This window comes from Vibrio sp. 10N.222.52.C3 (assembly GCF_041474195.1).
In the GTDB taxonomy this organism is placed as follows: domain Bacteria; phylum Pseudomonadota; class Gammaproteobacteria; order Enterobacterales; family Vibrionaceae; genus Vibrio; species Vibrio crassostreae_C.
This window is the reverse complement of the sequence record NZ_JBFRTQ010000006.1, coordinates 1-26,394: the sequence shown is the minus strand read 5'-3', so window position 1 is coordinate 26,394 and position 26,394 is coordinate 1. Positions and strand designations below refer to the sequence as shown.

The window sequence follows — 26,394 nt, the reverse complement described above, 5'->3', positions numbered from 1 at the left end:
TTTAGCTATGTCTATTTGGATGACAGCTCTAATTCGATGCTAGTTTCCACCATGCCTGAACAGGTACAGGCTCTGAGATCACCAAACGTTCACCCATCACCGGGCTTACCATTTGTACATCTCGCTCTTTGCTTATCGCCAGTGCTTGTTCCATTGGGTCTTGCCAATCATGCATAGAAAGGTCGAAGGTACTGTTGTGGATTGGCATCATCACCTTACCTTGCAGATCAATGTGTGCCTGAACACTCTGTTCTGGGAACATATGAATATCCGCCCAAAGTGAATTATACGCACCCGTTTCAACCATGGTTAAATCAAACGGCCCAAAACGGTCGCCAATCTCTTTAAAGCCATTGAAGTAACCAGAATCACCGCTAAAGAAGACTTTCTTGTCTGAAGCGTTAATAACCCAACTGCCCCACAGTGTTTGGTCACGATCAAGCAAGCCACGACCAGAGAAATGCTGTGTCGGTGTCAACGTGAACTCAATGTCTGAGGCCGTTGCCGATTCCCACCAGTTCAATTCGATGATCTTCTCTTTATCCACGCCCCACTTTTCCAACAGTGCGCCCACTCTTAATGGCACTAAGAACGTCCCTACTTTGTCGGCTAATACCTTCACGGCACCTTTGTCTAAATGGTCGTAGTGATCATGGCTGATCACTACCACATCGATGTCAGGTAGATCTTGCAGTGAGATTGGGGTTGGGTGAAAGCGCTTTGGCCCCATCCATTGCACTGGTGATGCTCGATCACTGAACACAGGGTCAGTCATCACTAGCTTGCCATCTAGCTTCATCATCACACTTGAGTGACCTAAGCGGTACGCAACGTCTTCTGTCTCTTCGATCAATTGCTCGGCTGTCATCGGAATCAAAGGCAATGCAGCACGTGGCACTGGCTCATTTCTTTCCACGGTTACATACGCTTTCAAGATTGAAAAAATATCAGACATGCCCGATTTGTACTCTAACTCACTGTTAGCAAACTTCTTTGGAAGCTTATCTAGATTGTCATTTGATTGTGAACCTGTGCTTACGATAGCGACCACGGCAAGTACTCCTAAAATCGGTAATAGATATTTTTTCATTGGTATCTCTTCAACCGTTGGGAAAGACCCAACTCAAAAACTACACTGACTAGTTTACATACCAAAACCAAAAAGTAAACCACAGAGTGTAATTTTTAATTTATCTAGACGTAAGCGTGTCAAAGTCGATTTTGGAAAAACCAACTTTGGCAACGAGTTAACTTAGTTATTTAGCTAGTCAGAAAGGTTAATCAGCAGACCATACATTCTTGAAATCTGGCCATCCCCAGTTGGTAATGGCCACGTTTTTCAAAATGCCTTGAAAACGCACGGTTTGTAGGTGATGGAACATAGGCACTAGCCAATAATCAGAAATCAACGTCGATGCAACAGGCTCCAACTCTGCCAAGTAATTCGGCAGTTCAACTGAGGCTTTGTGATGATCTAAGCGCTGTTTAAGCCAATCACTGTTCATCTCTCCGAGCGCGGAATGCAATACAGGGTCGTTCATCATCCACGAGAACAGCGAAGACGGGGCATTGTCATCGAGGTTCAAGTTACACAGCACCAAGTCCTCCTTTAACTCGCCACTCTGAGAGAGCTGCGCCAACTCTCGAAAACTGTAGGTGTTCACCTCAACTTCCACACCATATCGTTTGAGTATATCGGATACGCAAATCGCACATCGATACAACGCATAATAGTCGTAAACCGCAATACTCATCTTTTCCGGCATTTGTGCCTCTTTCGAAGGCGTTCGATACAATTTCTGCCAACTTGGCAGTATATTTTGAGCTAAAGAGACACTAAACAAACCCTTGTTGTGTTCCAGCTGAGACAAAATCGCTTGTGGGTTGGTCAGTTGTGAAAGGTATTTGCGCTGCTCATTATTTAGTGGGCTAGCCGCTGAGTTCTGATTGAACAGGATAAACAAGCATCCATCCTCGACTCGGCTACGAAGGCCGTCTGTGTCTGCTGAAACAAGGTCCGCATCGCTTTTCCCTAATTGATGGAAGCAAGAAGAATCTTCATAAGGCGATACGTGCATTTGGCTATCATCGAAACGAGCAGTGCCCGTCATTGATTCCTCAAACTGCCAGATGGTCACCTCATCGGTTAACGAGCGACAACCATAATAATGCTCAAATGCGGCGAGCTTGATTCGTTCGTTGTTGGCATCAACCACTTTAAATGGGCCGGTTCCAATAACAGCATGGGACACGGTACTTAATGGCGACGGTTCACGGGTGACTTGCGCTGCGGGTTGAATCGAATATTTAACGCCAGCAAGTAAACCAGCAAAGCCGGTATCTGCTTTGGTGAGTTGAAAGCTGATCCTCAATGGCTGCTCACTGTAAACTGAAGCGACATGGGCTAGCTCTGTCTGATAGAAAGGTAAGGTTTGCAACGCAGAAAACATCGAAACTAATTGCTTAGCATCCACAGGTTGCCCGTCATGGAAAGTAAGTCCCGGGCGCAGATAGAAAGTCCAAACCAGTTGCTCAGTGTTATATTCCCAATGGTGAGCTAATTCAGGCTTTAACTCACCTTTACCATTACACGTCACTAGGCAGCTAAAAACCTGTCTGATCAAAAATCGTTCGCTACTGCGGTGTATATGGTGCGGAAACAAATCCTCAAACTTACGCTTATAGGTTAATTGAACGTGCAGAAGCCCTTCACGCATGGTCGCGCCGGAAGTTTCTTGCAGTAAAGAACCAAACACAGCGCGGTCATTATCCAATATGGAAAGTGCTTTTTCGTACTTGCCCTGCTCTATCAGTTTACTTGCAACATGCTGCGCCAACTCTGAATTGCTAAAACGCAGTGTTAAGTTAGAGCGTTGATTCCTGCCAACTTTTGGCTCCCACACCACCCATTCAGCTTGATGCATCTTACCAAGTAAGGTTCGAGCGTGACGCAAGCTTGTAAACAGCATATCCGCTACTTCGGCTAGGGTGACTGAATGAGAAATGTTTGGCTCGAACGACTCTAGCCGCGTGTAGTAACGCATCATGTTTAGATCAGACAAATAATGAACCTTTTAAAGATAGCTCTTCCTAATTAAGCCCATTATAAAACACATTCATCAAAAAGTAGTGTAATGCGACCAAAACAGGAACAACCAATAAAAATAACATCTGTTTTTTAGTTCCTCTTAATTATCCATAATGAACGGGTCAGCAACAAACCATAGGTTGTAAATAAAGCCTAACCAGAGAGAGTAATGACCATGAGAAAATACTATCTTAACAAGCTAAAAAGCACCTGCAGTAAGCTCGAAAGAGAAGCACTACGAACACTTTTAGATCTATGTAACTGGCGTTATTAGTACACTTTTTAGCACCGAGTAAACGCGAGTTGGGTACAACCTAATATGCTCCTACCCCCAATATGAGTTAGGTCTCAACTCGCTTTTCCATTCCAATTCCCCTCTCAAGCCTGCTGTACCAATAGCTCACACAATCGATAAATTTCCGTTGTCGACTCGACAAATTTAATTCGTTTTCTTAGTTGAACGAAAAGCCTTAAGGTTCGCCCCGAAGCAAGCAAGGAGCCTCAGAAAAAACTGAAAGCTCAGCTAACAACTAATTTATTTGCAGTTACCAATCAGGTATTAACTAAGGAAACGCCATGCGTATCGCAATTCTTTCTCGCAACGAAAATCTATACTCTACCGCTCGTCTAAAGCAGGCTGGAGAAGCACGTGGTCATCAGGTCGATGTTATCGACACGTTGCACTGTGATATAGATATCGCGAGTAACAATCCGAAGATTCGCTACATGGGTGAAGAGCTACCTCAATACGATGCTGTTATTCCACGTATTGGCGCTTCCATTACCTTTTACGGAACTGCGGTTGTTCGCCAATTTGAAATGATGGGCACTTTTTGTATCAATGAGTCAGTAGCAATCAGTCGCTCTCGCGACAAACTGCGCTCACTACAACTGTTGTCTCGTAAAGGTATTGGCTTACCAAAAACAGGTTTCGCTAGCCGCCCAGACAAGATTCAAGACCTGATCAAAAACGTAGGCGGCGCGCCACTTGTGATCAAGCTTCTTGAAGGCACTCAAGGTATCGGCGTTGTACTAGCAGAAACAAACAAAGCAGCAGAAAGCGTTATCGAAGCGTTCATGGGCCTAAAAGCGAACATCTTGGTTCAAGAGTTCATTGAAGAAGCAAATGGCGCAGACATCCGTTGTTTTGTTGTTGGCAACAAAGTAATTGCTGCAATGAAGCGTCAAGCTGGTGAAGGTGAATTCCGCTCTAACCTGCACCGTGGCGGCACTGCTCAGCTGGTTAAACTAACCAAAGAAGAGCGCGCAACAGCAATCAATGCAGCGAAAATCATGGGATTAAACCTATGTGGTGTAGATATCCTACAATCTAAGAACGGCCCAGTAGTAATGGAAGTAAACTCTTCTCCAGGCCTAGAAGGCATCGAGAAAGCAACGGGTAAAGATGTAGCAGACATGATTTTCGAATTCATCGAGAAGAATGCAAAACCAAACGCTAACCGTACTCGTGGCAAGGGCTGATTGAATACCGATAACTCATGATTGGAAAGAAAATGAACAATAAAATGATCATAGGGAATACCGAAGCACTTTGCTTACCAGAGTTAGGGATAACTGGACTACATACACGTGTTGATACAGGGGCTAAAACCTCTTCTCTACACGTAGACAATCTACTATGTGTTAAATCAAATGGTGAGAAATTCGTAGAGTTCGACCTTCACCCAGACGTTTATCACCTAGAAGAGACGGTGCGCTGCAAGGCGAAACTGAAAACAAGTAAGAAAATTAAATCATCTAACGGCGAAGTTGAACACCGTTGCGTGATTGAAACCATGCTAAGAATCGGTGGCCAACAATGGCCGATCGATATCACGCTAAGCAACCGTCAAGACATGACTTACATGATGTTGCTTGGACGTCAAGGCATGAGTGACAAAGTGATTGTTGACCCTGCGGGTGAATTCCTGCTGACTCACTAATCCGAGTCATCGTAACCGCTCCACAGGTTATAACTAAAGCTACTCACAACGATATAAGGCCAGTCTCATGACTGGCCTTATTGCTATCTATTTTTCTATTTCTACTTTCAGCTCTGAATACACGACTTTGCATTCAGACTTCTGATCTATTTCTTCGATTTACCATGAGATTGAAAACCAAATCGCCCAATCGATAACAGTAATTTCTTGGTTTTGATTTTCGTCACTCGCCAATGTGTAACAGGCCTTCTTGGGGCACTCATCAGCAGATGTTCAAAAGCCTTCTGACTGAAATCGACTCGCCCGCCATGTGCCACCAGCAAGGTATCAAGCTGCATGTCGTAAATACGCGATACAGACGCTCGATACTTATTAGGGTGAAAGATAGGAAATGGCGGAATCAGCTTCTTCTTAACCTCGACCATTAAATCGGCTACATAAGCCACGCTGTGTGATGGGCAATAGACAGAAAGATCACGGTCGGTATGGCCCGGGGTTTCTAGAACCAACCAATCATCAAATCCCGGAATGCTATCCCCATCAGACAGCTTGTAATCCGGCTTTAACTTTCTTGAATACCATAGGTTTGCTTTAGGCTTGCCTAAGCGGTTCGCCATCCACCTAGCAAGCGCTAAGTCGGTCAGGTGCATCAAAATGCCATCGATGCCGTGATACCAATCCTTGTCTCTGTTTGCTGCCACCAAGTTACAGTTCGTCAGCTTTCTGAGCGTATGCGCAGCGCCTGCATGATCGGGATGCATGTGCGTCACAACTACAGTGTGTAGGTCGCTAAATTCACGGCCAAGCTCATCTTCAATGAAAGCTTTAAGATGGGGTATATCCGCACGGCACGCGCCATCAAGTAACAGCAACCTGTCTGGGTACTCTACGAGATACATGTCTTGGATATAACCTTTGATGGTATGGAGTTGCAAAACCGCTCCTTGTGATAAAACAACTGGTCAGACCTACACAATAGCAAATTCGACTTAAATTGTGATCATTTTGTTAAAAGCAACAATCTAAAAACGGATAGAGAACTCGAATCAAGATTTCTATTGGAATCCACTAAATCACTCAAATTCAATGTTACTCAAAGCCAATTCAACTCAATGCAACGGGAACAGATTCCAAAGATTGCCATCAATTTCATCCGATATTTTTCAGCATTATCGAATGCCCGCATTGCCGTAAACCTTACTCTATAGGCCTTGCTACTCTAGCCTCCACATGTTTTATCGTGACGACAAAACATGTGATTTGTTGGCCTGAGTTATTAGGACTATATATGCGCCTCTAATTTATTGTCTGAGTGCTATACATGAACCAATTAATCGATGCTCTTTCTACCCAAGGTTATTTCGTTTGGGATGACTTCTTAACTCAAGAAGAAGTGGTGGCATTGAGGGATTGCATTCCAGAGAACTGGAAAAAGGCTAGGATTGGCCGTAACGATGAAGTAACGCGAGAGTCGACCATTCGTAGTGACAAGATTCAATGGGTGCGCCGCGATATGGGTCAGCCAGCATCTCTGTTCCTAGACAAAATGGAACAAATTCGTTTAGCGGCAAACCAAGCGTTCTTTTTGGGTCTGTTCGAGTACGAAGCGCACTTTGCTAAATACGAAAAAGGCGACTTCTACCAGAAGCACTTAGACTGTTTCAAGGGCAATGAAAACCGCCGCCTGACCACTGTGTTCTATATGAATGATGAGTGGACAGAAGAAGACGCTGGTGAACTTGTGGTTTACGACCTAAAAGACAACCACATCGCGACCATTCCACCAAAGTCAGGCCGCTTATTTGTGTTCTTATCTGAACAGTTCCCACACGAGGTACTGCCGACAAACACAGAGCGATTCAGTATTGCAGGTTGGTTCCGTATTAACGGCGTGAAAGACAACCAACTCGATATCGCACACTAGAACAAAGCCGATTATAACAAGCTCTAGCTTATTCAAAGCCTCTCCTTCGAGAGGCTTTTTTATGGAACAAATATTGAGCGAGTATTGAACAACATACCTCTTAAAAACCGCACGCAATAAATATTAAAACCATCAATAACTTTCTCTTAAATGAAATCGAAATGAATCTTTCATATCAGTGAAACGGTTTAGCCACTTAAGTGAAATACGCCCTGTTCAAGATAGCTTCAAACGACACCCCTACCGTCTCGTTAACACTCTAATCCAATACCTCGACATCGATTTCATCCAAAAGGAAACGAAGATGAATAAGCTAATTTTGGCAGGCGTTCTTTCTGCGACAGCGGCAATGCCAGCGTTCGCAACGACTCAAGTCACTTGGTGGCACGCAATGGGCGGCCAGCTTGGAGAAACAGTAAACAAAATTGCGACCGACTTTAATGCGTCACAAGATGATTACGAGATCACGCCAATCTACAAAGGTTCATACACAGAGACCTTAACAGCCGGTATCGCGGCATACCGAGCAGGTGAAGCACCCAATATTCTGCAAGTCTTCGATGCAGGCGCAGCAACCATCATGAACGCGAAAGACGTCGCGAAACCGGTACAGGATATTCTGGTTGAGTCGGGTTACAACTTTAATTCAAACGACTACCTAGCGGGCGTTCGTAACTTCTATGCCGACAACCAAGGCAAGATGGTTGGTATGCCTTTCAACAGTTCGACACCGGTTCTTTACTACAACAAAGATCTTCTCGCGGAAGTGGGTGCAGACGCGCCTAAAACTTATGAAGAACTAGAAGTGGTCGCTAAGAAACTGAAGGCTGAAGGACACATCGCGTTTTCTCAATCTCTGACGCCGTGGATCATGTTCGAGAACTTAAAGTCTCGCCACAACCTGCCAGTCGCAGATCAAAACAACGGCTACGATGGCTTGTCCACTAAGATCATGTTCAACACCAAAGACATGATGATGCACGTTAGCAAGATGAAAGAGTGGTCAGATCTAGGTTACTACAAGTATTACGGCAGCGACTGGGATGCAAACCAAACCCCTTTCGAGCGCCAAGAAGTGGCGATGTGGATGGGTTCTTCAGGCTCATTCGGTGGCTTACGTAACCGCGTACCTTTCGAACTCGGCACCACATACCTTCCATACTGGAAATCGGTTAACCCAGACGCAGGCTTAACCTTCATTGGCGGCGCAGCTCTGTTTGCACTCAATGGCCATGACCAACAACAAGACAAAGGTGTCGCAGCGTTCTTTGATTACCTGACTAAGCCTGAAACTCAAGTCTACTGGCACAAAACCACTGGTTATGTACCTGTAACAACGGCTGCCTATGAGCTAGCGAAAGAGTCTGGCTACTACAACGAACAACCAGATGCAGAAGTGGGCGTTAAGCAGCTAAGCCTAAAATCGGGCGAATGGACTAAGGGCTACCGCTTAGGTTACTACCCTCAAATTCGTGAAGTGATGCATCGTGAGTTCGACAATATCTTCGCTGACCGCTCTAGCGTCGAGAATAGCCTAGATAAAGTCGAAGATGAGAGCAGCAAACTGCTGAAACGCTTCGCTCGTACGATGAACTAATTTGGCTTTTTAACCAAAGCAGATTACTGAGCTAAAGGCTTAACAAACCAAAGCCGTTCATTGCTCCTCACCACTTGTCACTGCGTCATTAAAAACGTAATGGCAAGGAGTGAGGAGATTCTTCACTAGCGCCATTTCTTGCTCCAAAAACTACAACTCAACTGGATGCATTCCTTTGCTATAGCGCTAGAGCTCACCGTAACTAACAGTGATAACAGTCACTAATTTTTGGGGATTACCCTGTGGAACGACGTCAGCAATTCTTTCACTCTCCGCTGCCTTACCTATTTTTGGCGCCTCAGATACTCATCATTGCGGTTTTCTTTATCTACCCTGCGGCAAAGGCAGTTTACCTGTCCTTCATGCTAGAAGACCCTTGGGGCACCTCATCGATATTCGTATGGTTCGAAAACTATCAGATGCTATTCGAATCGAGCGAGTATCTGAACTCGATTGGCTTCACATTAATGTTCGCAATCGTGGTCTCTTTCTTATCGCTTGCCTTAGCGCTACTGCTCGCGGTTAAAGCCGACAACATCATTCACGGACAAGGCGCTTACAAGGTCACTCTCACTTGGGTTTACGCGGTTGCCCCTGCGATTGCAGGCGTAATCGGTGCTTTCTTGTTTAACCCACATATTGGCGTGTTTGCCGAGATATTTGCGGTTATAGGTTGGGACTTTAGCTTCCAGACCGACCCTTTGGATGCCACGTTTGCTCTGATTTTGGTTTCGGTTTGGAAACAGGTTTCGGTGAATTTCATCTACTTTCTGGCTGGGCTTCAATCGATCTCTTACGCCGTAAAAGAAGCGGCGATGCTCGATTGTGTCAGCGACTCGAAACGTTTCTGGACCATTACTTTTCCGCTACTCGCGCCAACCGGATTTTTCCTACTGGTCATCAACCTCACCTACTCGTTCTTTGAAACCTTTGGCGTGATCGACACCATGACCAATGGCGGCCCGGGTGGCGGCACAACGTCGTTGGTGTACAAGGTGTATCGAGACGGGTTTGTTGGCGCAGATTTAGGCGGCAGCTCCGCACAATCTGTTGTGCTGTTACTGCTGGTCCTCACTCTTACATTTATCCAGTTTCGCGTTGTTGAAAAGCGTGTTCACTACTAGCCCATCACAGTTAGGTTTTAACGCGACAGGAGTTATTTATGAAAAGTAATAAGGTCTCTGACCACCTAATTTTAATTACTGGGATGCTGTTTATGTTGGTCCCTATCTGGCTAATCTTCGCCAGCTCGACGCATAACCCGAACACCATTGTCAGCGAGGGCCTGCAATGGCTGCCAGGCGATAACTTTACGGCCATTTATAGCGAAGCTTGGAACAAAAGCATGGGCTTCAGTGGCGAAGTCACCGCCAGCAAAATGATCGCCAACTCGATGATCATGGGGCTAGGTTTTGCGATCGGTAAGATCATCATTTCGATGATGGCCGCGTATGCTTTGGTCTACTTCAGACTGCCTTATGCTACAGCTTGGTTCTGGTTGATCTTCGTGACGCTTTTGCTGCCATTAGAAGTGCGCATTATCCCTTCCTATGAAGTTGTCGCAAGGCTTGGGCTGCTTAATAGCTACACAGGTTTAATTCTGCCTTTGATCGCCTCAGCCACCGCGACGTTCTTTTTTAGGCAGTTCTTCAAAACCATCCCCGATGAATTGTTAGAAGCCGCTCAGCTAGATAACGCAGGTCCGTTTCGATTCTTTGTCGACATCTTATTGCCACTGTCTAAAACCATGATTGCCGCAATCTTCATCATCATGTTTGTGGTGGGTTGGAACCAATATCTGTGGCCAATCATGATGACCACGGACGAAGGCTACAACACCATCGTGATGGGCATCAAACAAGTACTCAACAACATCAATGAAACCAGTTTACCGCGCTACGACTATGTTTTTGCCATGGTGATTTTAGCTATGTTGCCACCCGTTTTAGTAGTGGTTGTATTTCAGCGTTGGTTTGTAAAAGGGCTAGTAGAAAGTGAAAAATAATAACGACACAACTCAAATGAACGATAACCGCATTCAATCACTCGCTGAGTACAAGATATCTCACCTGCCTTCTCACCAAGCCATCCACAAAAATACAGAGGACACCCCGATGCCAAAGTTAAAACAAACGTTAGGGCACACCCAAGCCACTCACAACCATACGCACAAAGCACCTACCATGTTAGGCATCAAAAACTTGGTAAAGACTTATGAGAATGGTCATCGTGCAGTGAAAGATGTCTCGCTTGAGATCGAAAAGGGTGAATTTCTTGTATTGGTTGGCCCATCGGGCTGCGGCAAGTCTTCTATCCTACGTTCAATTGCGGGGTTGGAAAGCATCTCTGGCGGAGAGATTCACTTAGGTGGCCGCCGTGTTGATAACGAAAAGCCAGCTCAACGAGATATCGCAATGGTCTTTCAAAATTACGCACTCTACCCTCACATGACGGTATACAAAAACCTCGCTTATGGTTTAAAGAACCGAGGTGTCAGCCAACACGTAATTGAAGAGAAGATTGAGAAAGTCGCCAAGACACTAAAGATCGAAGAGTACCTAGACCGCAAGCCAGCCAAGCTTTCGGGTGGTCAGCGCCAGCGCGTTGCTATGGGACGAGCGATTGTACGCGACCCTCAACTGTTCCTGTTTGACGAGCCTTTGTCTAACCTAGATGCCTCATTGCGCGCTCACATGAGGTTAGAAATCAAAAAGCTACAACGCGAGCTAGGCGTAACCAGTATTTACGTGACTCATGACCAAGTCGAAGCCATGACACTGGCAGATAGAATTGTGGTTCTCAACAAAGGCCAAATAGAACAAGTCGGCACACCAAGAGAAGTCTACCACCAGCCTGCCAGCACCTTTGTGGCAAGCTTTATTGGCAGCCCCGCGATGAATTTCTTACCAGCAACACTCGACGACGGCTACCTTGAAATTGGCGACCAGCAAATGTACTTGCCCGAATACGCCCACGTAAAAAACACATCCATCACACTTGGTATTCGGCCAGAACACTCTGAGGTTTGTGCCGATTTAGTCATGAACGCGCTGCCGCTTGAATTACGCATCAGCGTGGTTGAGCCTTTAGGGCCAAATCAATTGGTTCATGGCCTGGTGAACGACCAACCCTTTATCGCCGTCACGCCAGAAACGACACTATGCCAAGTACTGCCGCTCGGAGTAAGCATTAATAAATCCAACCTGCATATTTTTGACAGTCGTGGGAAGCGTATTCAGCCGAATAACTTTACTTCACAAGAGTCACGCGAAGAGACGACAAGCATAACGACGGCCCTCGCTTAATCGAGTACACTGATATTTAATGCGTTTTTACGGTGCGTCTTTAAGAAGGATTAATTATGTCATCTATCATCGTAGGTCACCGTGGTGTAGCGGGTACTCACCCAGAAAACACCAAAGCAAGTATTGAACAAGCCGCTAAACTTGGCTTGAAATGGATTGAAGTCGATATTCAGCAAACTCAGGATGATGAGCTTGTCGTTTGCCACGACCACACTCTCGAGCGCTGTAGTGATGGCAAGGGCCGTGTTGATGAACACACATTGGCAGAGCTGCGTCAGCTTGATTTTGGTAGCTGGAAGTCAGAACAGTTCGAAGGAGAAAGAATACTCACACTTAGCGAGTTACTTGAACTTGTTGAAGAACATAACCTCAGCGTTAACCTAGAGATAAAAGTCGATAGCCGACACCAAGCCCCTCATGTGGTTGATCTTCTACACAGTGAGCTGATCCGCTCAAACATAGACACGGACAGAGTGCTGCTTTCAAGTTTCAGCCATGAAGTTGTTGCAGAAATGGCTCACCACTTACCAAGATACCGCGTTGGCGTGATCACAGAGCAGCTCTCTCAAGACGATCTTTTGCTTATTGATCAGGTGAAAGCGTTCAGTTGTCATATGAATTACGAAAACGTCAATCAGGATGATCTTGATACGCTTGCCGAAGCAAAGATTCAAACATGGTGCTACACAGTAAACGATCCGTCTCACTTCAAATTCATCTCAAAAGTAGATGCTGTATTTACTGATTTTCCGAATCAATTCACCTCTATAGATTGACCAAGCGAATACTGCAAAAACAACCCCGAGATACTTTAAAATTAACTCTCGGGAAACCTTAAAATTAGGTAGCAAACACAAGTGAGTAGGAGTACATTCCGCTACTCACTTGGTTTCATTAGCTCGCTCTATTTAGACAGCTTCATTGGTTACTTAATTTATGGATCTCATTTTTAGTCCAACCTTCCCAATTTTGGGTGCAATCTTCATTTTCGCCGCTATTGTTCGTGGCTTCTCAGGTTTCGGTTTCACCTTAGTGGCATTGCCATTAAGTGCGTTATTCGTGCCTGTTATCGAACTGGTTCCTGTCTTCATGTTGATCGATCTCCTAGGCAATGTTCAATTACTGCCTAAAGTTCGAAAACACGTTAACTGGCGCTGGGTTTTAAAGGTATTTATCCCTTGTTTTGCCTTCACACCAGTCGGCTTACTTCTGCTTAAATCCGTTAGCCAAGACACGATCATCTTGATCATCAGTGCCTTCATTTTTGCGTCTGCACTTATGATCTACAAAGGTTTCCAGTACAAAAGCGAACCTAGATTTACTCCCTATATTCTAGGAAGCCTTGCGGGTGTAATGAACGGCGCGGCTTCGATGTCAGGGCCTCCAATTGGCACTCATGCATTAGCAAGCCCAGTCGGTCCGCACATTGCCAGAGCAGGCCTGATAGCCTTCTTTGTATTGGCTGATTCCACTGCGTTTGTTTCGGCATCTATCGCTGGGTTAGTCGACCGCGATGTAGTTTGGCTGACTCTCGCGCTTCTACCAAGCAGCATGTTTGGCGGTTATGTGGGTTCTAAACTGTTCGAAAGATTTGGTGGAGCGAAGTTTAAGCCAGTCACCATTGCATTGCTGATTGTGATTGCAATATTCAGTGCAGGTCGAGTCTTACTGTAACGGCTTTAGCGTTTAATTTTGGACGTTGCTTTTACGAATTGGTTTCGCGAATTGATTGCGCTAATTGACTGCGCTAATTGACTGCGGAAAGTGATTAAGAAAACTGGGTACCAATGACTACCATTCGATATGGATAGGGGTACCCATTTTTACAAGTTGGAGAAACTCATCCATATCTTGATTGGTTAACGCGATACAGCCATCCGTCCAATCAAAACTTTGAATAAAGCTCGGCGAACGACGCTCGCCGTTTTTGATGCCATGGATTTTGATGTTTCCTCCAGGATCTACATCATTTTGCTCTGCCCATTGCATATCCGAAGGTTGCGGATAGTTAATATGTACTGAGCGATAAAAGTCCGACTCTTCCATCACATAATCGAGCTGGTATTCCCCTTCCGGCGTTCGGTTGTCCCCTTCAAAGCGTTTATGCCCTTTCGGTTGTTTGCCTAGCGCAATACGAAACTCCTGAATCACCTCTTCACCTTTTAGCAGATACATCCTACGTTTCGATTTATCGACTTTAACTAACGTAACCACTTGCGACAGCGAATCTATCTCAGATGCGCTATCCGGTACGTTGTAAAACTGTCGAGAGGAACTTTGAGGTGGACGTTTCGATGACCCTTGAGAAAACTGAGCTACCTTTTCATCAGGGCTACTGTTAAGAACATCATCCACAATAATCACATGCTCGGAGTTTGAGCTCGTGGAAGAGGTTGAGTTAGATGAAGACGTTGAGACACGTTGAGAATGAGCCGGTGCAGACTCGAATACGATGGTTTCGATAGCGGTCGCGTCAGAGACTATTTTCTCGACCACGACTTGCTCAGCATTCGCGTTCGAAGCCACAAACAGTAAACACAGTGATAAAGGCAGAAACAGACGCACCTTTAGATCTCCTCAAAACGCATGGACATGGTTCGTGACTGAGTTTCCATTCCTAACGACTCATAGAAACCCTGAGCTTGTTGGTTAAACTCCATTACCTCCAACCTAAGTTCTATCGCTCCTCTCGCCTGCGCCCATTGATTAAAAGACTTCATTAACGCTCGACCAGCACCTTTGCTCTGAACCTGATCGTTCACCACAATCGTATTGACCCTTGCCACCTTGTGCGGCTGAATAAAACTGACGCCTTTGTTCTGCGTTACCTTACCCGCTAAAAAGCCAACGACTTGCTTGTCGTCTACTGCAACCAAGAAAGCGCCAAGTGGGTCAAGCATCAAACCTAACCAATACTCTTCACTGTCGGCCAAGCCTTGTGACGCTGGTGCAAATACCATAGGCGCACCAAGATGATGTTGACGGTTTATCTGCTTAGAGAGCGCTAAGATCGCGTTAATATCAGTTACCTTGGCCGTCCGGATTTGCATATCATCACCTTGTTTGAATTCAATAACACCTTAGCAAAAATGGCTTAGTTGTGCACCGTTACACTGGTCAACTCAGACGCTCTGTGAAGGCTGAACATTAATATTAGGCACTATGTTTAGGGAAATTGTTCCGTAAATCTCAGGCACATTACCAGCCGTTGAGTGCTACTATCTCTGCAGAATCAATATACTAACGACGACTAACGACTGGATACCTATATGATTAAGTTTGCTGTAATTGGAACCAATTGGATTACACAAAAGTTTGTTCAAGCTGCGCACGAATCTCAATCGATGCAACTTGCTGCGGTTTACTCTCGAAATCTAGACAGCGCGGCACAGTTCGCCCAAGAATTTGACGTTGAAACCACGTATGACTCACTCGACGCATTGGCCAATGACAACACTGTAGAAGCCGTGTACATCGCTTCCCCTAACTCACTGCATTGCGAGCAATCTATCTTCATGATGGAACACGGCAAGCATGTTATCTGTGAAAAGCCGGTTGCATCAAATATTGATGAAGCAACACGCATGTTCGAAGTCGCTGAGAAAAACGGTGTGGTGCTGTTTGAGGCGTATAAATCTCAATTCCTACCGAACTTTAAGCAAGTTCAACTTGGGTTAGAAAAGATTGGCAAGGTACATAAAGCACACATCAACTACTGCCAGTATTCATCGCGCTACCAAAAATACCTAAACGGCGAGAACCCAAATACCTTCAACCCAGCTTTTTCTAACGGCTCATTGGTCGATATTGGCTTTTACTGTGTTGCCGCGACAGTCGCGCTATTTGGCAAACCTGAAAACGCACAGGCTTCTGCAAAGCTACTTGATTCAGGTGTCGATGCTCATGGCTGTGCGATCTTCCAATACCCTGAGTTTGATGTGACCCTTGCGCACTCCAAAGTCAGCGACTCTTATGCGCCAAGCGAGATCCAAGGTGAATTAGGGGCGATCATCATCGATCACATCGCTGAATGTACTGACGTTAAGATCCGCTACCGCGATGGCACGGTAGAAAACCTTACTCAAGCACAAAGCGAAAACTCCATGAGTTACGAAGCGCAGGCCTTTGCTAGCTGCATTGCTGGCGACAACGCAACACAAGCGCAGGCCCAACTGCGCGCTTTAACGGTTGCGAAGTTAATTACAGAGATGCGCCAACAAGTTGGTGTAGTGTATCCAGCGGATAAATAACGTCACAGCGTAAGTTAACAAACTGATTTTTAATACATAATTATTTATACATAACTGAATTTAATCTTTACGACAAATAACCGGATTAGTTGATTGAGGTCCCATCTGTTTAAATCCGCGTTCGATATCTATCGTATTTATTTAATTTATTGAAGGTGTGTAAAGTGTTTTCAGTTGATGATCGCGTTGTAGCAACAAAAGGTGTTGAACTAGGTGAAATGGTAGTAACTGGCCTAAGTGCTGGTGGCGGCTACGTTCACGTTACAACGGTAGAAGGCGCAATGACGCTTACTTACCCAGCGCAAGATCTTAAAAAAGCATAGTTTAACCACTCTGCCCTTTTAGTAGTCACTCTACTAAAGGTAACAAAATTGAGGCTTTGGCTGACTTCACTCTTCTGCATTAGAGTAAGCAGCCAGAGCCTTTTTTATGCCCGTCATTTACCCACCAGCTTTCTCATTAGCTTACTCGTTACAATAAAACCGCACTCAACTGACAATAGAATTAGGCAACGAGTTTCTACACTAGGTGCTTATTCTCATCGTTCTCTTGATATTCCCGTGCACTTAATCGCAGTGAATAGTTCTTGTTAACAAAGGCTTATTGTCTGCGAAAGTTTCTGGTACATTAGCATCATCTTATAGTAAGAAAGACCCGAATGAGGGAAGCTATGAAGCTTTACATTTACGATCACTGCCCTTTCTGTGCAAGAGTCTCCTACATTGCTCAATCGCTAGGCTTGAACATTGAGCTTGTTTCTGTCGATTATGATGATGCCCAAACCCTTATCGATCTGATCGGTAAAAAGATGGTACCCGTCTTACAAAAAGACGATGGCTCTATCATGGCAGAGAGCCTAGATATCATCGCGTACTTCATGGACTTGAAATCAAGCGATGAGCAGCGTGTGCCATCTGAGCAAGTGACTGTGTTCCAAACTCGCGCATTCCCTCTTACTCAACAGATTGGACGCCCACGTTGGTGGAACCTCGACTTGGCTGAATATCGCTCTGCTGGAGCCAAAGAAGCTTGGCGTGCCAGTAAAGAGACCGAAGGTTTTAACTTTGAAGAACTGTTAGAAAAGACGCCTCAGTTCGTTCAACTGATTAACCCATTACTGAAAGATGCCGAACTCTTACTGGATCTAGAGAATGGTGAGTCATCACTGCCTCTAGTCGATCAAGCGGTGTATTTCTCGATGCTTCGTGGCTTTTGCGTAGAACCAAGCATCACATGGCCACCAGCACTTGAACGCTGGTTAGAAAAGAAAAGTGAAACGCTAAAGCTGTCTTTACTTCGCTAGAAAGCTATCTCGATTAAGAAAGCAAGCTCTGATTAAGAAAACAAGCTCTGACTCGTAAGCGACTACAACGAGCACAAACAAAAAATCGAAGCTCTCAGGTGTAAACTGCGAGCTTCGATTTTCTTTTATCTGGCCATTCTATTTCTCTAAGGCTTTGTCTTACAGCAGACGCCTTCTCAAACCTGTTCGCTCCAAGATTCGTGTCGAAATTTCTTCAACCGATAGTGAAGAGGTGTTGATGTAAGGTATCGCTTCTCGACGGAACATCGCCTCTACCGTTTGCAATTCATACAAACATTGTGAGTCACTGGCGTATTCGCTGCCTGCTAAGCGGTTCTCACGAATTTCAGTGAGCCTTTCTGCATCAATGGTCAAACCAAACAGCTTATGTCGGTAAATCTCAAACTCTGGCAACAGCTTTAAGCGTGCCAAGTCATCGTGGATAAATGGGTAGTTTGCTACGCGTAAGCCAAACTGCATCGCCATATACAAACTTGTTGGTGTTTTGCCACTTCGAGAAACACCCAACAAGATGATGTCGGCTTCTTCCAGCCCTTTTAGCGTGATGCCATCATCATGCGCGAGCGTGTACTCAATCGCAGCAATACGGTCGAAATACTTCACCGAGTCCTTGTTTACACTGCGTGAGCGCTGCAACTTAGGAACAGGCGCCATCTGAATGTCATCCTGTACTTTCTGCACGATGCTCTCTAACACGTCATAACAGTGCGCGGGCGCTTCTAGCAATTTGGTTTTGATATCAGGTATCACAATCGAAAAGAACACTAGCGGTTCTAATCCGGTATCACGATACGAAATTTCAATCTCTTTTAATAAATCAGAAAGTTTGTCCTCACTTTCCACAAACGGAAAGGTTTTTTCATTGGCTTTAAAAGGGAATTGACCTAGAACAACATGCCCTAAAGTCTCACATGTTATGGCCGTTCCATCAGAAACATAGAATACATCACGACTTTGAATATCAATTTGCATTTTTTATTTAATGTTTAAAATTATTTTGAGTAGGATGGTAACCATAATATAGATAATAAAACCCTGCTGACTATTACGTCCCCCACAGCTTTAGAAAATAATTTACATTTTTTTAAACTGATACGTAATCGTTTGCCTTTAAATCCCTACAATGCTTGCTATGTTTCTGGAGAAATAAATGCAAAATAATACCCTATGGTTCAATGGCCTATCCATGGAAGATGTCGACAAAGTCGGCGGTAAGAACGCCTCACTGGGCGAGATGGTTTCTAACCTGTCCAATGCTGGTGTTTCTGTACCTAATGGTTTTGCTACCACCTCTTATGCGTTTAACGACTTTCTTGATTACAAAGGTCTTGATGAGCGCATTCACCAACTACTTGATGAACTTGATGTTGAAGACGTTGACGCCCTGCGTAAGACAGGTGCAACGATTCGACAATGGGTTCTAGATGCACCCTTCCCAGAATCACTAGAGCAAGACATCCGTGATAACTACCGCGAGCTAATCGAAGACAACGAAGAATTGTCTGTAGCTGTGCGTTCATCTGCAACCGCAGAAGACCTTCCAGATGCTTCATTCGCAGGCCAGCAAGAAACCTTCCTTAACGTGAAAGGCATCGACGCGGTACTCGAAGCAACCAAGCACGTTTACGCGTCACTGTTTAACGACCGCGCTATCTCTTACCGTGTACACCAAGGCTTTGACCACCGTGGCATTTCATTGTCTGCGGGTATCCAGCGCATGGTTCGCTCAGACAAAGCCTCTTCAGGTGTGATGTTCACGCTTGATACTGAGTCTGGCTTCGACCAAGTGGTATTCATCACCTCTTCTTGGGGCTTGGGTGAAATGGTTGTACAGGGCGCAGTGAACCCAGACGAGTTCTACGTTCACAAGCCAATGTTAGAAGCGGGTCACTACCCAATCGTTAAAAAGACGTTTGGTTCTAAGTTGATCAAGATGATCTACTCGACCAATCAAGAAATCGGCAAGCAAGTCGATATCATCGACACCGACACTCAAGAGCGTAACGAGTTCTCACTCAACGATGAAGAGATCAAAGAGCTAGCAAAACAAGCGATGATCATCGAGAAGCACTACCAACGTCCAATGGACATTGAGTGGGCGAAAGATGGCATCGACGGCAAGCTTTACATCGTTCAGGCTCGCCCAGAAACCGTATGTTCTCAAAGCGATCAAAACGTTATCGAGCGTTACGAGCTAAACAATAAGGCGGATGTCTTGGTTGAAGGCCGCGCTATCGGTCAGCGTATCGGCTCTGGCCCTGTTCGCTTGGTTGATTCTCTAGACCAAATGTCACTGGTTCAAGAAGGCGACGTGCTGGTAACTGACATGACAGACCCAGACTGGGAACCTGTGATGAAGAAAGCGTCTGCGATTGTGACTAACCGTGGTGGCCGTACTTGTCACGCTGCGATCATTGCTCGCGAGCTTGGTATCCCAGCGATTGTTGGTTGTGGTACAGCAACAAGCAGCCTAAACGATGGCGATACCGTGACAGTGTCATGTTCAGAAGGCGAAACAGGCTACGTTTACAACGGCGAACTCGATTTTGAAATCAAACGTTCTGAGGTTGATGAGCTACCAATGCTACCAACCAAAGTAATGATGAACGTGGGTAACCCAGATCGTGCCTTCGACTTTGCACAAATCCCGAACGAAGGTGTTGGCCTTGCTCGTCTAGAATTCATCATCAACAAGATGATCGGTATTCACCCTAAAGCGCTGCTTAACTTCGATGCACAAACGGATGAGCTAAAAGCGGAAATCAACGAACGTATTCGTGGCTACAAAGATCCTATCGATTTCTACGTAAGCAAATTAACAGAAGGCATCGCGACTATCGCTTCTGCATTCTGGCCTAAGCGTGTGATCGTACGTATGTCTGACTTTAAGTCGAACGAGTACAGCAACCTAGTCGGCGGTAAAACGTTTGAACCGCATGAAGAGAACCCAATGCTGGGCTTCCGTGGTGCATCTCGTTACATCTCACCAGTATTCGAAGACTGTTTCGAGCTAGAAACTCAAGCGATCAAACGCGTTCGCAACGAAATGGGCCTTAAGAACGTTGAAATCATGATCCCATTCGTTCGTACTCCAAGCGAAGCGGCATCGGTTATCGACATTCTGGCTAAATTCGACCTTCGCCGTGGCGACCAAGGTCTGAAAGTGATCATGATGTGTGAACTACCATCGAACGCAATCTTGGCTGATGAGTTCTTGAAGTACTTCGATGGCTTCTCTATCGGCTCAAACGACATGACGCAACTGACACTTGGCCTCGACCGAGATTCAGGCGATGTGGCACACCTCTTCGATGAGCGTAACCCAGCCGTGAAAGCAATGCTGAAAATGGCGATCGATGCGGCAACCAAAGCGGGTAAATACGTGGGTATTTGTGGCCAAGGCCCATCTGACCATGACGACCTAGCAGAGTGGTTAATGGAGCAAGGCATCAGCTCTGTTTCACTAAACCCGGATACGGTTATCGATACGTGGTTGAAGCTAGGTAACGTTGCTAATAAATAAGTAAATAAGTAAATAAGTAAATAAGTAACGCTTCACGCGGTACCTTAACGACAAAAGCCAGTCACGTTGACTGGCTTTTTTAGGTTCTTTCCAAATTAGCTGGCTAGAGCGCTAGAAGTAGTATCTCACACCAACCCAAGCTTCGGTTTGCCAACCATTCGGCATTGGCACACCTTTCACATCAACATCCGCTTTGGTAATGTCATAGCGCGTATTCAACCACCAAGTTCTTGCAGTGTTCATCGGCACATTTAACGATGTTTTAAATGAGAAGTTTTGCATGTCGATATCATCACCAGAAAGATCTTGCCACTCAGGAACCAAAGACACATAAGCGCCAGAGTCACCGAGATGCTTCGCGGTAATCAAACCAAGCGAGTATCCCGTTAAATCATCTTTAGATGAAGTGACGCCAGGGATCTCCATACTACCAGTCATCAGTCCTGCTCTTGGAAATACCAGGAATCCACCGGTATAAGCTGGATTAATCGCAACAACACCGCCAACCGACAATAAGTCATTTTTAATACTGTTGCGCGTATTAATATAATCTAATGAAAGACCCACTTTAGGCGTAGCTTTCGTCCCCGTTTCAAAGACGTGGAAGTACTGAATTCTAGAGTTGCTGTACTCTGTACCGAATTTGTCTGGATCGCGAAGCGCTGTGTTGCTTTCATCGACAAACGTCCCTTCGGCCAGTAGGGCAAACTGCTGACCGTTTTCTAAACCGCCAGAAACTTGCCCTTGAAATTGGATATCTGAACTACCATTCAGCATCAATGCAGCTTGAGTATAAACTTTAGTGACATCAGCAGGATCGATAACACGTTCGGAATCTGAATCGGCATGTGCAGGAAGGGCTAGACCTAAACTCAACGGGATTAATAGAGCAAACTTTTTCATTATATCTCTCGAAAGTCGTTTGCTTCCTCCTTGAAGCCTGGAACATCCTGTTAGGTAATAAATAGATTACTTGTCAGCAAGTAGTTTTGCTGCCGAACGCATTAGTGCAGGGCCTTTATTCTCACCAAAACCTGAGTGGTATGGGTTGGTTGAGAACATCACACCCACAAAGTCACGTGCAGGATCGATGTAAATAAATTGGCCTAGGTTGCCGCTTTTCGACATCGCACCGTCATTGAAAATGAAATCAAATTGGTATGCGTTGTAGTCTGCTTTTTCGTTGTATGCGTGCAGTGAACTGCTCTCTTTGCTAGTACCTACGAATGCTTTTGGATCACCGCCGTTGCGGATACGATCAATCACAGCTTGTGACACCACTGGCTCATCAGCCACCGCTTTCCAGCTAGGTGTAAATAGTGTTCCCCAGCGAGCCATGTCTTCTACCGTTGATGAAACCAAGCCAACCGCGATCGCCATGCCATCTGGCGTCAAGTTGAATTGCATTGGTTGACGTGCGTGCACTTTTGACCAAACACGATCTTCGAATACTTGAGTCCAAGTTTTGTTCTCAACGTTTTCAACTAACTTAGTCAGCACCATGGTGTTGATAGATGCGTAACGGAAATGGTCACCGGCTTTTTCACCTTCCAGTTTCTGTGCACCTTGAGCCACTTCCATCCAAGTTTCCATTTCACCCGTTTTTGCACGAGGTGAGTTAAACGATGCCGCAAAGAAACGCACCACATCAGAGTCTGGGTTCAAGATAGACTCTAATGTCTCTTCATTGTCTAGCGCGGTCGACATGTTCAGAACTTGGTGTACTGTGATGCCATCCCAGTTCGTTCCTTTCAATTCAGAAACATACTCAGCGATCTCTTTTTCAGGGTCGACTTTGCCCTCTTCCACTAACATTGCGATCACTGTGCCAACCGTCGTTTTTGCTGTAGATGCCCAAACGTGCGTATCTGTCGGCTTCATACCTGGGTAAGCTTCGTAAACGATCTCCCCTTTGTGAATCAACATAAAGCCTTGGGTACGGAACTGTTCATCCGCCAAGTACTCATCCATTGTCAACTGACCTTTGCTTTCAGTATCAACTTTCAGTGCAGCGAGTCGTGGGTCGATATTTTTGACTAAAGGCTTGTACTCTTCGTTTGGAGCCGCCAGTGCCGTTGGTAGAAACTCACTCATGTGCATGTTGTAGTAAACGCTGTGGTCGCCGCCCATCTGCCAATGAAAGTTATTGAATAACTCACGAGCTGAGTCAGTAAAACTTGGGGTAAATGCTGTGCTCGCCTCTTTCACGGTCAAGGTAACTTGAGCACCTTCAACTTTCAGAGCTTCTTCAACTGGGTTTGCTGCAAGAGCAAATGATGATGGGGTCGCTAACGATACTAGAACGGCAATGTGTTTAAGTTTCATAATTGTTCTCCTGTTTGGGTTAGGAAAAGTATAGGGAGATGCGCTACACTTAATTAGGTCACTTGATGACATTTAATGGTAGGCACAAAACAATGAAAGCATCATCGAACACCACCAGCATACTGCTCACTTCGACCAGTAACATTGCTCCATATATTCAGTATTGTGACAAACATAGACTGGATTGGCGCACCGTCGCCGTTGCGTGCGGTCTACCCATTGAACTGACACAATCCAATCAATGGCTTCCTACACAAGACGTGATTCGCTTCATTCATGGCCTTGAGCGTAAGTTTGGCTATTCGATAGGGATTGAGGTTGGACGTAAGGCCTCTCTAGAGCAATTGTCACCTGAGCTAGACCGAAAAATTGAACAATGCACTTCTCTCGAGCAAGCGGTACGCTGCTTGATTACTGAAATATCGACCTTAAGTAATCACGTCACCATATGGACGGAAAAAAGCGATGGATTGTGGTGGCTGTGTCATCGAAGTTGCTATCACCCATCGACCTCAGGTTTTGAACAAGCAGAATGGTTTCGCGCCCTGACCGTGATTAGCCTATGCCGTAAGTTCATTGACAGTCGCTGGCAACCATCACACGCCAAGTTGGTCTCTAAGAACAACAGCGCACGTAAATTACCTAAGCATTTCTTTGATTCTGATATTCAGTTTGAAGAGCAATACGGTGCGTTCTCGATTCCGCTGCCCGATGATTATCGTGCCATTTCAGAACGAAATAGTACCCAAGATTGGCATCACGCTGTCGAGATATTAATAGACACCTATGCGACTCTACCTTGGTTCAATATTGAGTGGTTTGCGACCATGCTCGGCATGACAAAACGAACGCTGCAGAGAAACCTGAAGAGCAAAAACATTCTCTTTAAACAAGCCAAAGAACAAGTTCGGGAAGCTAAAGCAAAACAGCTACTTGAAGAGACCAACCTTTCTGTTCAAGACATCAGTTGGCAAGTGGGTTACAGCGACTTGAGTAATTTCAATCGTGCATTCAAAGGTTGGGTTGGAGTCACGCCACCAAGTTATCGGGATAAAGCGAAACATTAGAAATAGTCGAATGGAAAACCTTTAGACCCAATCCGCTAATATAAAACTCAGAAACAAGATACGACACCTTAAATTTCAATAAGCGAACGCATAAAGTTGCATTGCACAATGCTCACATACCGATGAAACTGTGCAAAGGTAATATCGATAGATTTAATGACATTTATTGGTATCGAGCTAACGTTACGTTATCCTTTACGCAATTCTTCATTGAGTGGATTGTCACTACGACAAACCTACCTTCAAGACTGATAAGAGTGTTATGAATTCTACGACCGCAACTCCCTCGCCTTCTCTTGGCCGACAACTCTATACAATGACATGGCCAATGCTGTTTGGGGTGCTCTCCCTGATGAGCTTCCAACTTGTAGACAGTGCTTTTATTGGCCAGTTAGGCGTACTGCCGCTCGCGGTTCAAGGCTTCACGCTACCAATTCAGATGATCATTATCGGGATTCAAGTCGGACTAGGCATCGCGACAACGGCTGTGATCGCGAGAGCTATTGGGGCTAACGAGATACGCTATGCCAAACAGCTCGGCGGATTAGTCGTTGCGATGGGCAGTGTGAGTGTCGCGCTGTTCTCGGTCATCATCTATCTGTTGCGTGGTCCTATTTTACAACTCCTCGATGCACCACCGACGGTACTGCCGATCATTGATTATTACTGGATCTATTGGCTGGTAAGCTCTTGGACAGGCGCACTGCTCTACTTTTTCTACAGTGTGTGTCGTGCCAATGGTAATACCATGCTGCCCGGTTCGATGATGATCGCGACCAGCATCATCAACTTGATATTGGACCCGATTTTCATATTCACGCTCGACATGGGCATCAACGGAGCCGCGATTGCGACCATCTTGGCGTTCGGTGCGGGTATCTTTATCGTTGCTCCTAAGGTAACTAAGAAGCATTGGATGACATTCGACTGGCACGATCTTGATATCGGCAAGAGTATTCGTTCTATAGGAAACATCATGGGGCCTGCGATGATCAGTCAGCTACTGCCACCAGTCTCTTCGATGCTCGCCACCAAACTGCTTGCAGGCTACGGCACAGCAGCCGTTGCAGCTTGGGCGCTAGGTTCACGTTTTGAGTTCTTTTCGATTGTTGCAGTGCTTGCTCTGACTATGTCGATGCCACCTATGATTGGCCGAATGTTGGGAGAAAAGAACCTAGGGAACATACGTAGTCTTGTGAAGATTGCCGTGATGTTTGTATTAGGATTCCAATTGGTGATCGCACTGGTAACTTGGGTGTTCTCTGGCGGGTTGGCAAATCTCATGACCAGCGAAGACGAAGTCTCGACCATTTTGAACTACCACTTACTTATCGTTCCTATCAGTTTAGGGCCGTTGGGTATCTGTATGCTGATGGTTTCTATCTCGAATGCGCTTGGTAAGTCTTATACTGCCTTAACGATATCAGCACTGCGCCTGTTCGCTTTCTTCTTACCTTGCCTATGGGTTGGCTCGCAGTTTGCTGGCATTGAAGGTCTATTCTGGGGAGCCATGGTAGGTAATGTACTTGCCGGCACTTGCGCATGGTTTATGTACCAGCGAGCGCTTGGGCAAGTCGAGGCTAAGCTTTCTAATTAATCAGTTAGCGAACTAAACGGCTTGCCAGCTAAACCGCTATAAAGTTATTAAACGAAAAAGCAGCCACTTAGGCTGCTTTTTTAGTTTCAGACTTAAAATATATTGGGGTTAGACTTGCTCAAAGTAAGCCAAAAACTCACCGCAATCTTTTTGGAATGGTGGCAATATTTCTGCTAGTGTTTCATCATCCCAATGCCACCATTCAAAGCTTTCTAATCGCTCGGCATAGCTAGGAGCATCAAACCGAGGACGCAGTTGCCAAACGCAATCGAGTATGGCGGTACGCCTTAAGCAGCGGTTGCCAACGAAAACAATCAAGCAGTTCAGGCCCTGCATCAACATAAATGAGTTAATCATTCCATTGTATCAAAGTACTTCACCAGCCTAAAACTGCAGTACTTCAGTTTCATTCGGGACCATTTAAAAAGGAAGTTATACCAATTAAAGTAAA

Annotated in this window: 24 protein-coding genes; 15 read left to right on the top strand and 9 right to left on the bottom strand. The window is 45.4% G+C overall.

The features are described from left to right. Positions 1-28: 28 nt before the first annotated feature. Together AB4517_RS00600 and AB4517_RS00595 are read right to left on the bottom strand one after the other, a co-directional pair. A complete protein-coding gene (locus AB4517_RS00600; protein ID WP_029235615.1) occupies positions 29-1,090 on the bottom strand; it encodes an MBL fold metallo-hydrolase in 1,062 nt (353 codons plus the stop codon). Positions 1,091-1,277: 187 nt separating this feature from the next. Further along, positions 1,278-3,062: an SgrR family transcriptional regulator gene (locus tag AB4517_RS00595; RefSeq protein ID WP_372147692.1), complete on the bottom strand. Its 1,785-nt coding sequence runs from the start codon at positions 3,060-3,062 to the stop codon at positions 1,278-1,280. 602 nt (positions 3,063-3,664) lie between these two features. Here AB4517_RS00595 and rimK point away from each other — a divergent pair. Together rimK and AB4517_RS00585 are read left to right on the top strand one after the other, a co-directional pair. Then, positions 3,665-4,570 (top strand): 30S ribosomal protein S6--L-glutamate ligase, encoded by a 906-nt coding sequence (rimK, locus tag AB4517_RS00590; RefSeq protein WP_004740040.1) that lies wholly within the window; start codon positions 3,665-3,667, stop codon positions 4,568-4,570. Positions 4,571-4,602: 32 nt separating this feature from the next. Then, the gene (locus AB4517_RS00585; protein ID WP_004740039.1) at positions 4,603-5,031 is read left to right on the top strand and encodes a RimK/LysX family protein; all 429 of its coding nucleotides are present in this window, start codon (positions 4,603-4,605) and stop codon (positions 5,029-5,031) included. Between the two features lie 146 nt (positions 5,032-5,177). On the opposite strand, the gene AB4517_RS00580 is transcribed toward AB4517_RS00585, so the two are convergent. After that, positions 5,178-5,966: an MBL fold metallo-hydrolase gene (locus AB4517_RS00580; RefSeq protein WP_372147691.1), complete on the bottom strand. Its 789-nt coding sequence runs from the start codon at positions 5,964-5,966 to the stop codon at positions 5,178-5,180. Positions 5,967-6,352: 386 nt separating this feature from the next. Here AB4517_RS00580 and AB4517_RS00575 point away from each other — a divergent pair, with 386 nt between their 5' ends. From AB4517_RS00575 to AB4517_RS00545, 7 genes are all read left to right on the top strand, one after another. Continuing rightward, positions 6,353-6,955, top strand: a complete 603-nt coding sequence (locus tag AB4517_RS00575) for a 2OG-Fe(II) oxygenase (protein ID WP_017071587.1) — start codon at positions 6,353-6,355, stop codon at positions 6,953-6,955. Positions 6,956-7,259: 304 nt separating this feature from the next. Then, complete coding sequence (locus AB4517_RS00570; RefSeq protein ID WP_372147690.1) at positions 7,260-8,552, top strand: extracellular solute-binding protein; 1,293 nt, start codon at positions 7,260-7,262, stop codon at positions 8,550-8,552. A 242-nt stretch (positions 8,553-8,794) separates the two neighbouring features. Beyond that, positions 8,795-9,676 carry an ABC transporter permease subunit gene (locus tag AB4517_RS00565; protein WP_017060567.1) on the top strand — a complete coding sequence of 294 codons (882 nt, stop codon included), beginning with the start codon at positions 8,795-8,797 and terminating at the stop codon, positions 9,674-9,676. A 38-nt stretch (positions 9,677-9,714) separates the two neighbouring features. Then, on the top strand, positions 9,715-10,557 hold the full coding sequence (ugpE, locus tag AB4517_RS00560) for a sn-glycerol-3-phosphate ABC transporter permease UgpE (RefSeq protein WP_372147688.1): 843 nt from the start codon (positions 9,715-9,717) through the stop codon (positions 10,555-10,557). Continuing rightward, positions 10,547-11,857, top strand: coding sequence for a sn-glycerol-3-phosphate ABC transporter ATP-binding protein UgpC (ugpC, locus tag AB4517_RS00555; RefSeq protein ID WP_372147686.1), 1,311 nt, complete (start codon positions 10,547-10,549; stop codon positions 11,855-11,857). The genes ugpE and ugpC overlap by 11 nt, the downstream gene beginning before the upstream one ends. 56 nt (positions 11,858-11,913) lie before the next feature. Next, on the top strand, positions 11,914-12,633 hold the full coding sequence (locus AB4517_RS00550) for a glycerophosphodiester phosphodiesterase family protein (RefSeq protein WP_372147685.1): 720 nt from the start codon (positions 11,914-11,916) through the stop codon (positions 12,631-12,633). Between the two features lie 160 nt (positions 12,634-12,793). Next, positions 12,794-13,531: a sulfite exporter TauE/SafE family protein gene (locus AB4517_RS00545; protein ID WP_102321065.1), complete on the top strand. Its 738-nt coding sequence runs from the start codon at positions 12,794-12,796 to the stop codon at positions 13,529-13,531. 117 nt (positions 13,532-13,648) lie between these two features. Here the strand turns inward: AB4517_RS00545 and AB4517_RS00540 are convergent, their stop codons facing one another. Both AB4517_RS00540 and AB4517_RS00535 read right to left on the bottom strand, forming a co-directional pair. Then, positions 13,649-14,422 carry a murein L,D-transpeptidase family protein gene (locus tag AB4517_RS00540; RefSeq protein ID WP_017064906.1) on the bottom strand — a complete coding sequence of 258 codons (774 nt, stop codon included), beginning with the start codon at positions 14,420-14,422 and terminating at the stop codon, positions 13,649-13,651. 2 nt (positions 14,423-14,424) lie between these two features. Next, entirely contained in the window at positions 14,425-14,907 is a 483-nt protein-coding gene (locus AB4517_RS00535) for an N-acetyltransferase family protein (protein ID WP_372147684.1), read from the bottom strand. Positions 14,908-15,126: 219 nt separating this feature from the next. On the opposite strand from AB4517_RS00535, the gene AB4517_RS00530 reads away from it, so the two are divergent. The 3 genes from AB4517_RS00530 (at position 15,127) to grxB (ending at position 17,410) form a co-directional block, all read left to right on the top strand. Further along, positions 15,127-16,107 (top strand): Gfo/Idh/MocA family protein, encoded by a 981-nt coding sequence (locus AB4517_RS00530; protein ID WP_017060561.1) that lies wholly within the window; start codon positions 15,127-15,129, stop codon positions 16,105-16,107. Between the two features lie 164 nt (positions 16,108-16,271). Next, a complete protein-coding gene (locus AB4517_RS00525) occupies positions 16,272-16,430 on the top strand; it encodes a hypothetical protein (RefSeq protein ID WP_004733064.1) in 159 nt (52 codons plus the stop codon). A 347-nt stretch (positions 16,431-16,777) separates the two neighbouring features. Beyond that, complete coding sequence (grxB, locus tag AB4517_RS00520; RefSeq protein WP_102394180.1) at positions 16,778-17,410, top strand: glutaredoxin 2; 633 nt, start codon at positions 16,778-16,780, stop codon at positions 17,408-17,410. Between the two features lie 159 nt (positions 17,411-17,569). Here grxB and AB4517_RS00515 read toward each other — a convergent pair whose 3' ends face one another. Beyond that, entirely contained in the window at positions 17,570-18,403 is an 834-nt protein-coding gene (locus AB4517_RS00515; RefSeq protein ID WP_017060559.1) for a pyruvate, water dikinase regulatory protein, read from the bottom strand. Between the two features lie 178 nt (positions 18,404-18,581). On the opposite strand from AB4517_RS00515, the gene ppsA reads away from it, so the two are divergent. After that, on the top strand, positions 18,582-20,954 hold the full coding sequence (gene ppsA / locus AB4517_RS00510; protein WP_050645846.1) for a phosphoenolpyruvate synthase: 2,373 nt from the start codon (positions 18,582-18,584) through the stop codon (positions 20,952-20,954). A gap of 111 nt (positions 20,955-21,065) precedes the next feature. Here ppsA and AB4517_RS00505 read toward each other — a convergent pair whose 3' ends face one another. Beyond that, positions 21,066-21,857: a hypothetical protein gene (locus tag AB4517_RS00505; RefSeq protein WP_017060557.1), complete on the bottom strand. Its 792-nt coding sequence runs from the start codon at positions 21,855-21,857 to the stop codon at positions 21,066-21,068. Positions 21,858-21,923: 66 nt separating this feature from the next. Next, on the bottom strand, positions 21,924-23,279 hold the full coding sequence (locus AB4517_RS00500) for a serine hydrolase (protein WP_017060556.1): 1,356 nt from the start codon (positions 23,277-23,279) through the stop codon (positions 21,924-21,926). Between the two features lie 92 nt (positions 23,280-23,371). On the opposite strand from AB4517_RS00500, the gene AB4517_RS00495 reads away from it, so the two are divergent. Together AB4517_RS00495 and AB4517_RS00490 are read left to right on the top strand one after the other, a co-directional pair. Continuing rightward, positions 23,372-24,346, top strand: coding sequence for an AraC family transcriptional regulator (locus AB4517_RS00495; protein WP_017071579.1), 975 nt, complete (start codon positions 23,372-23,374; stop codon positions 24,344-24,346). Between the two features lie 262 nt (positions 24,347-24,608). Then, on the top strand, positions 24,609-25,943 hold the full coding sequence (locus tag AB4517_RS00490) for an MATE family efflux transporter (RefSeq protein WP_029235266.1): 1,335 nt from the start codon (positions 24,609-24,611) through the stop codon (positions 25,941-25,943). 108 nt (positions 25,944-26,051) lie between these two features. Here AB4517_RS00490 and AB4517_RS00485 read toward each other — a convergent pair whose 3' ends face one another. Then, positions 26,052-26,285 (bottom strand): phosphonate metabolism protein, encoded by a 234-nt coding sequence (locus AB4517_RS00485; RefSeq protein ID WP_010428389.1) that lies wholly within the window; start codon positions 26,283-26,285, stop codon positions 26,052-26,054. Positions 26,286-26,394 lie beyond the last annotated feature (109 nt).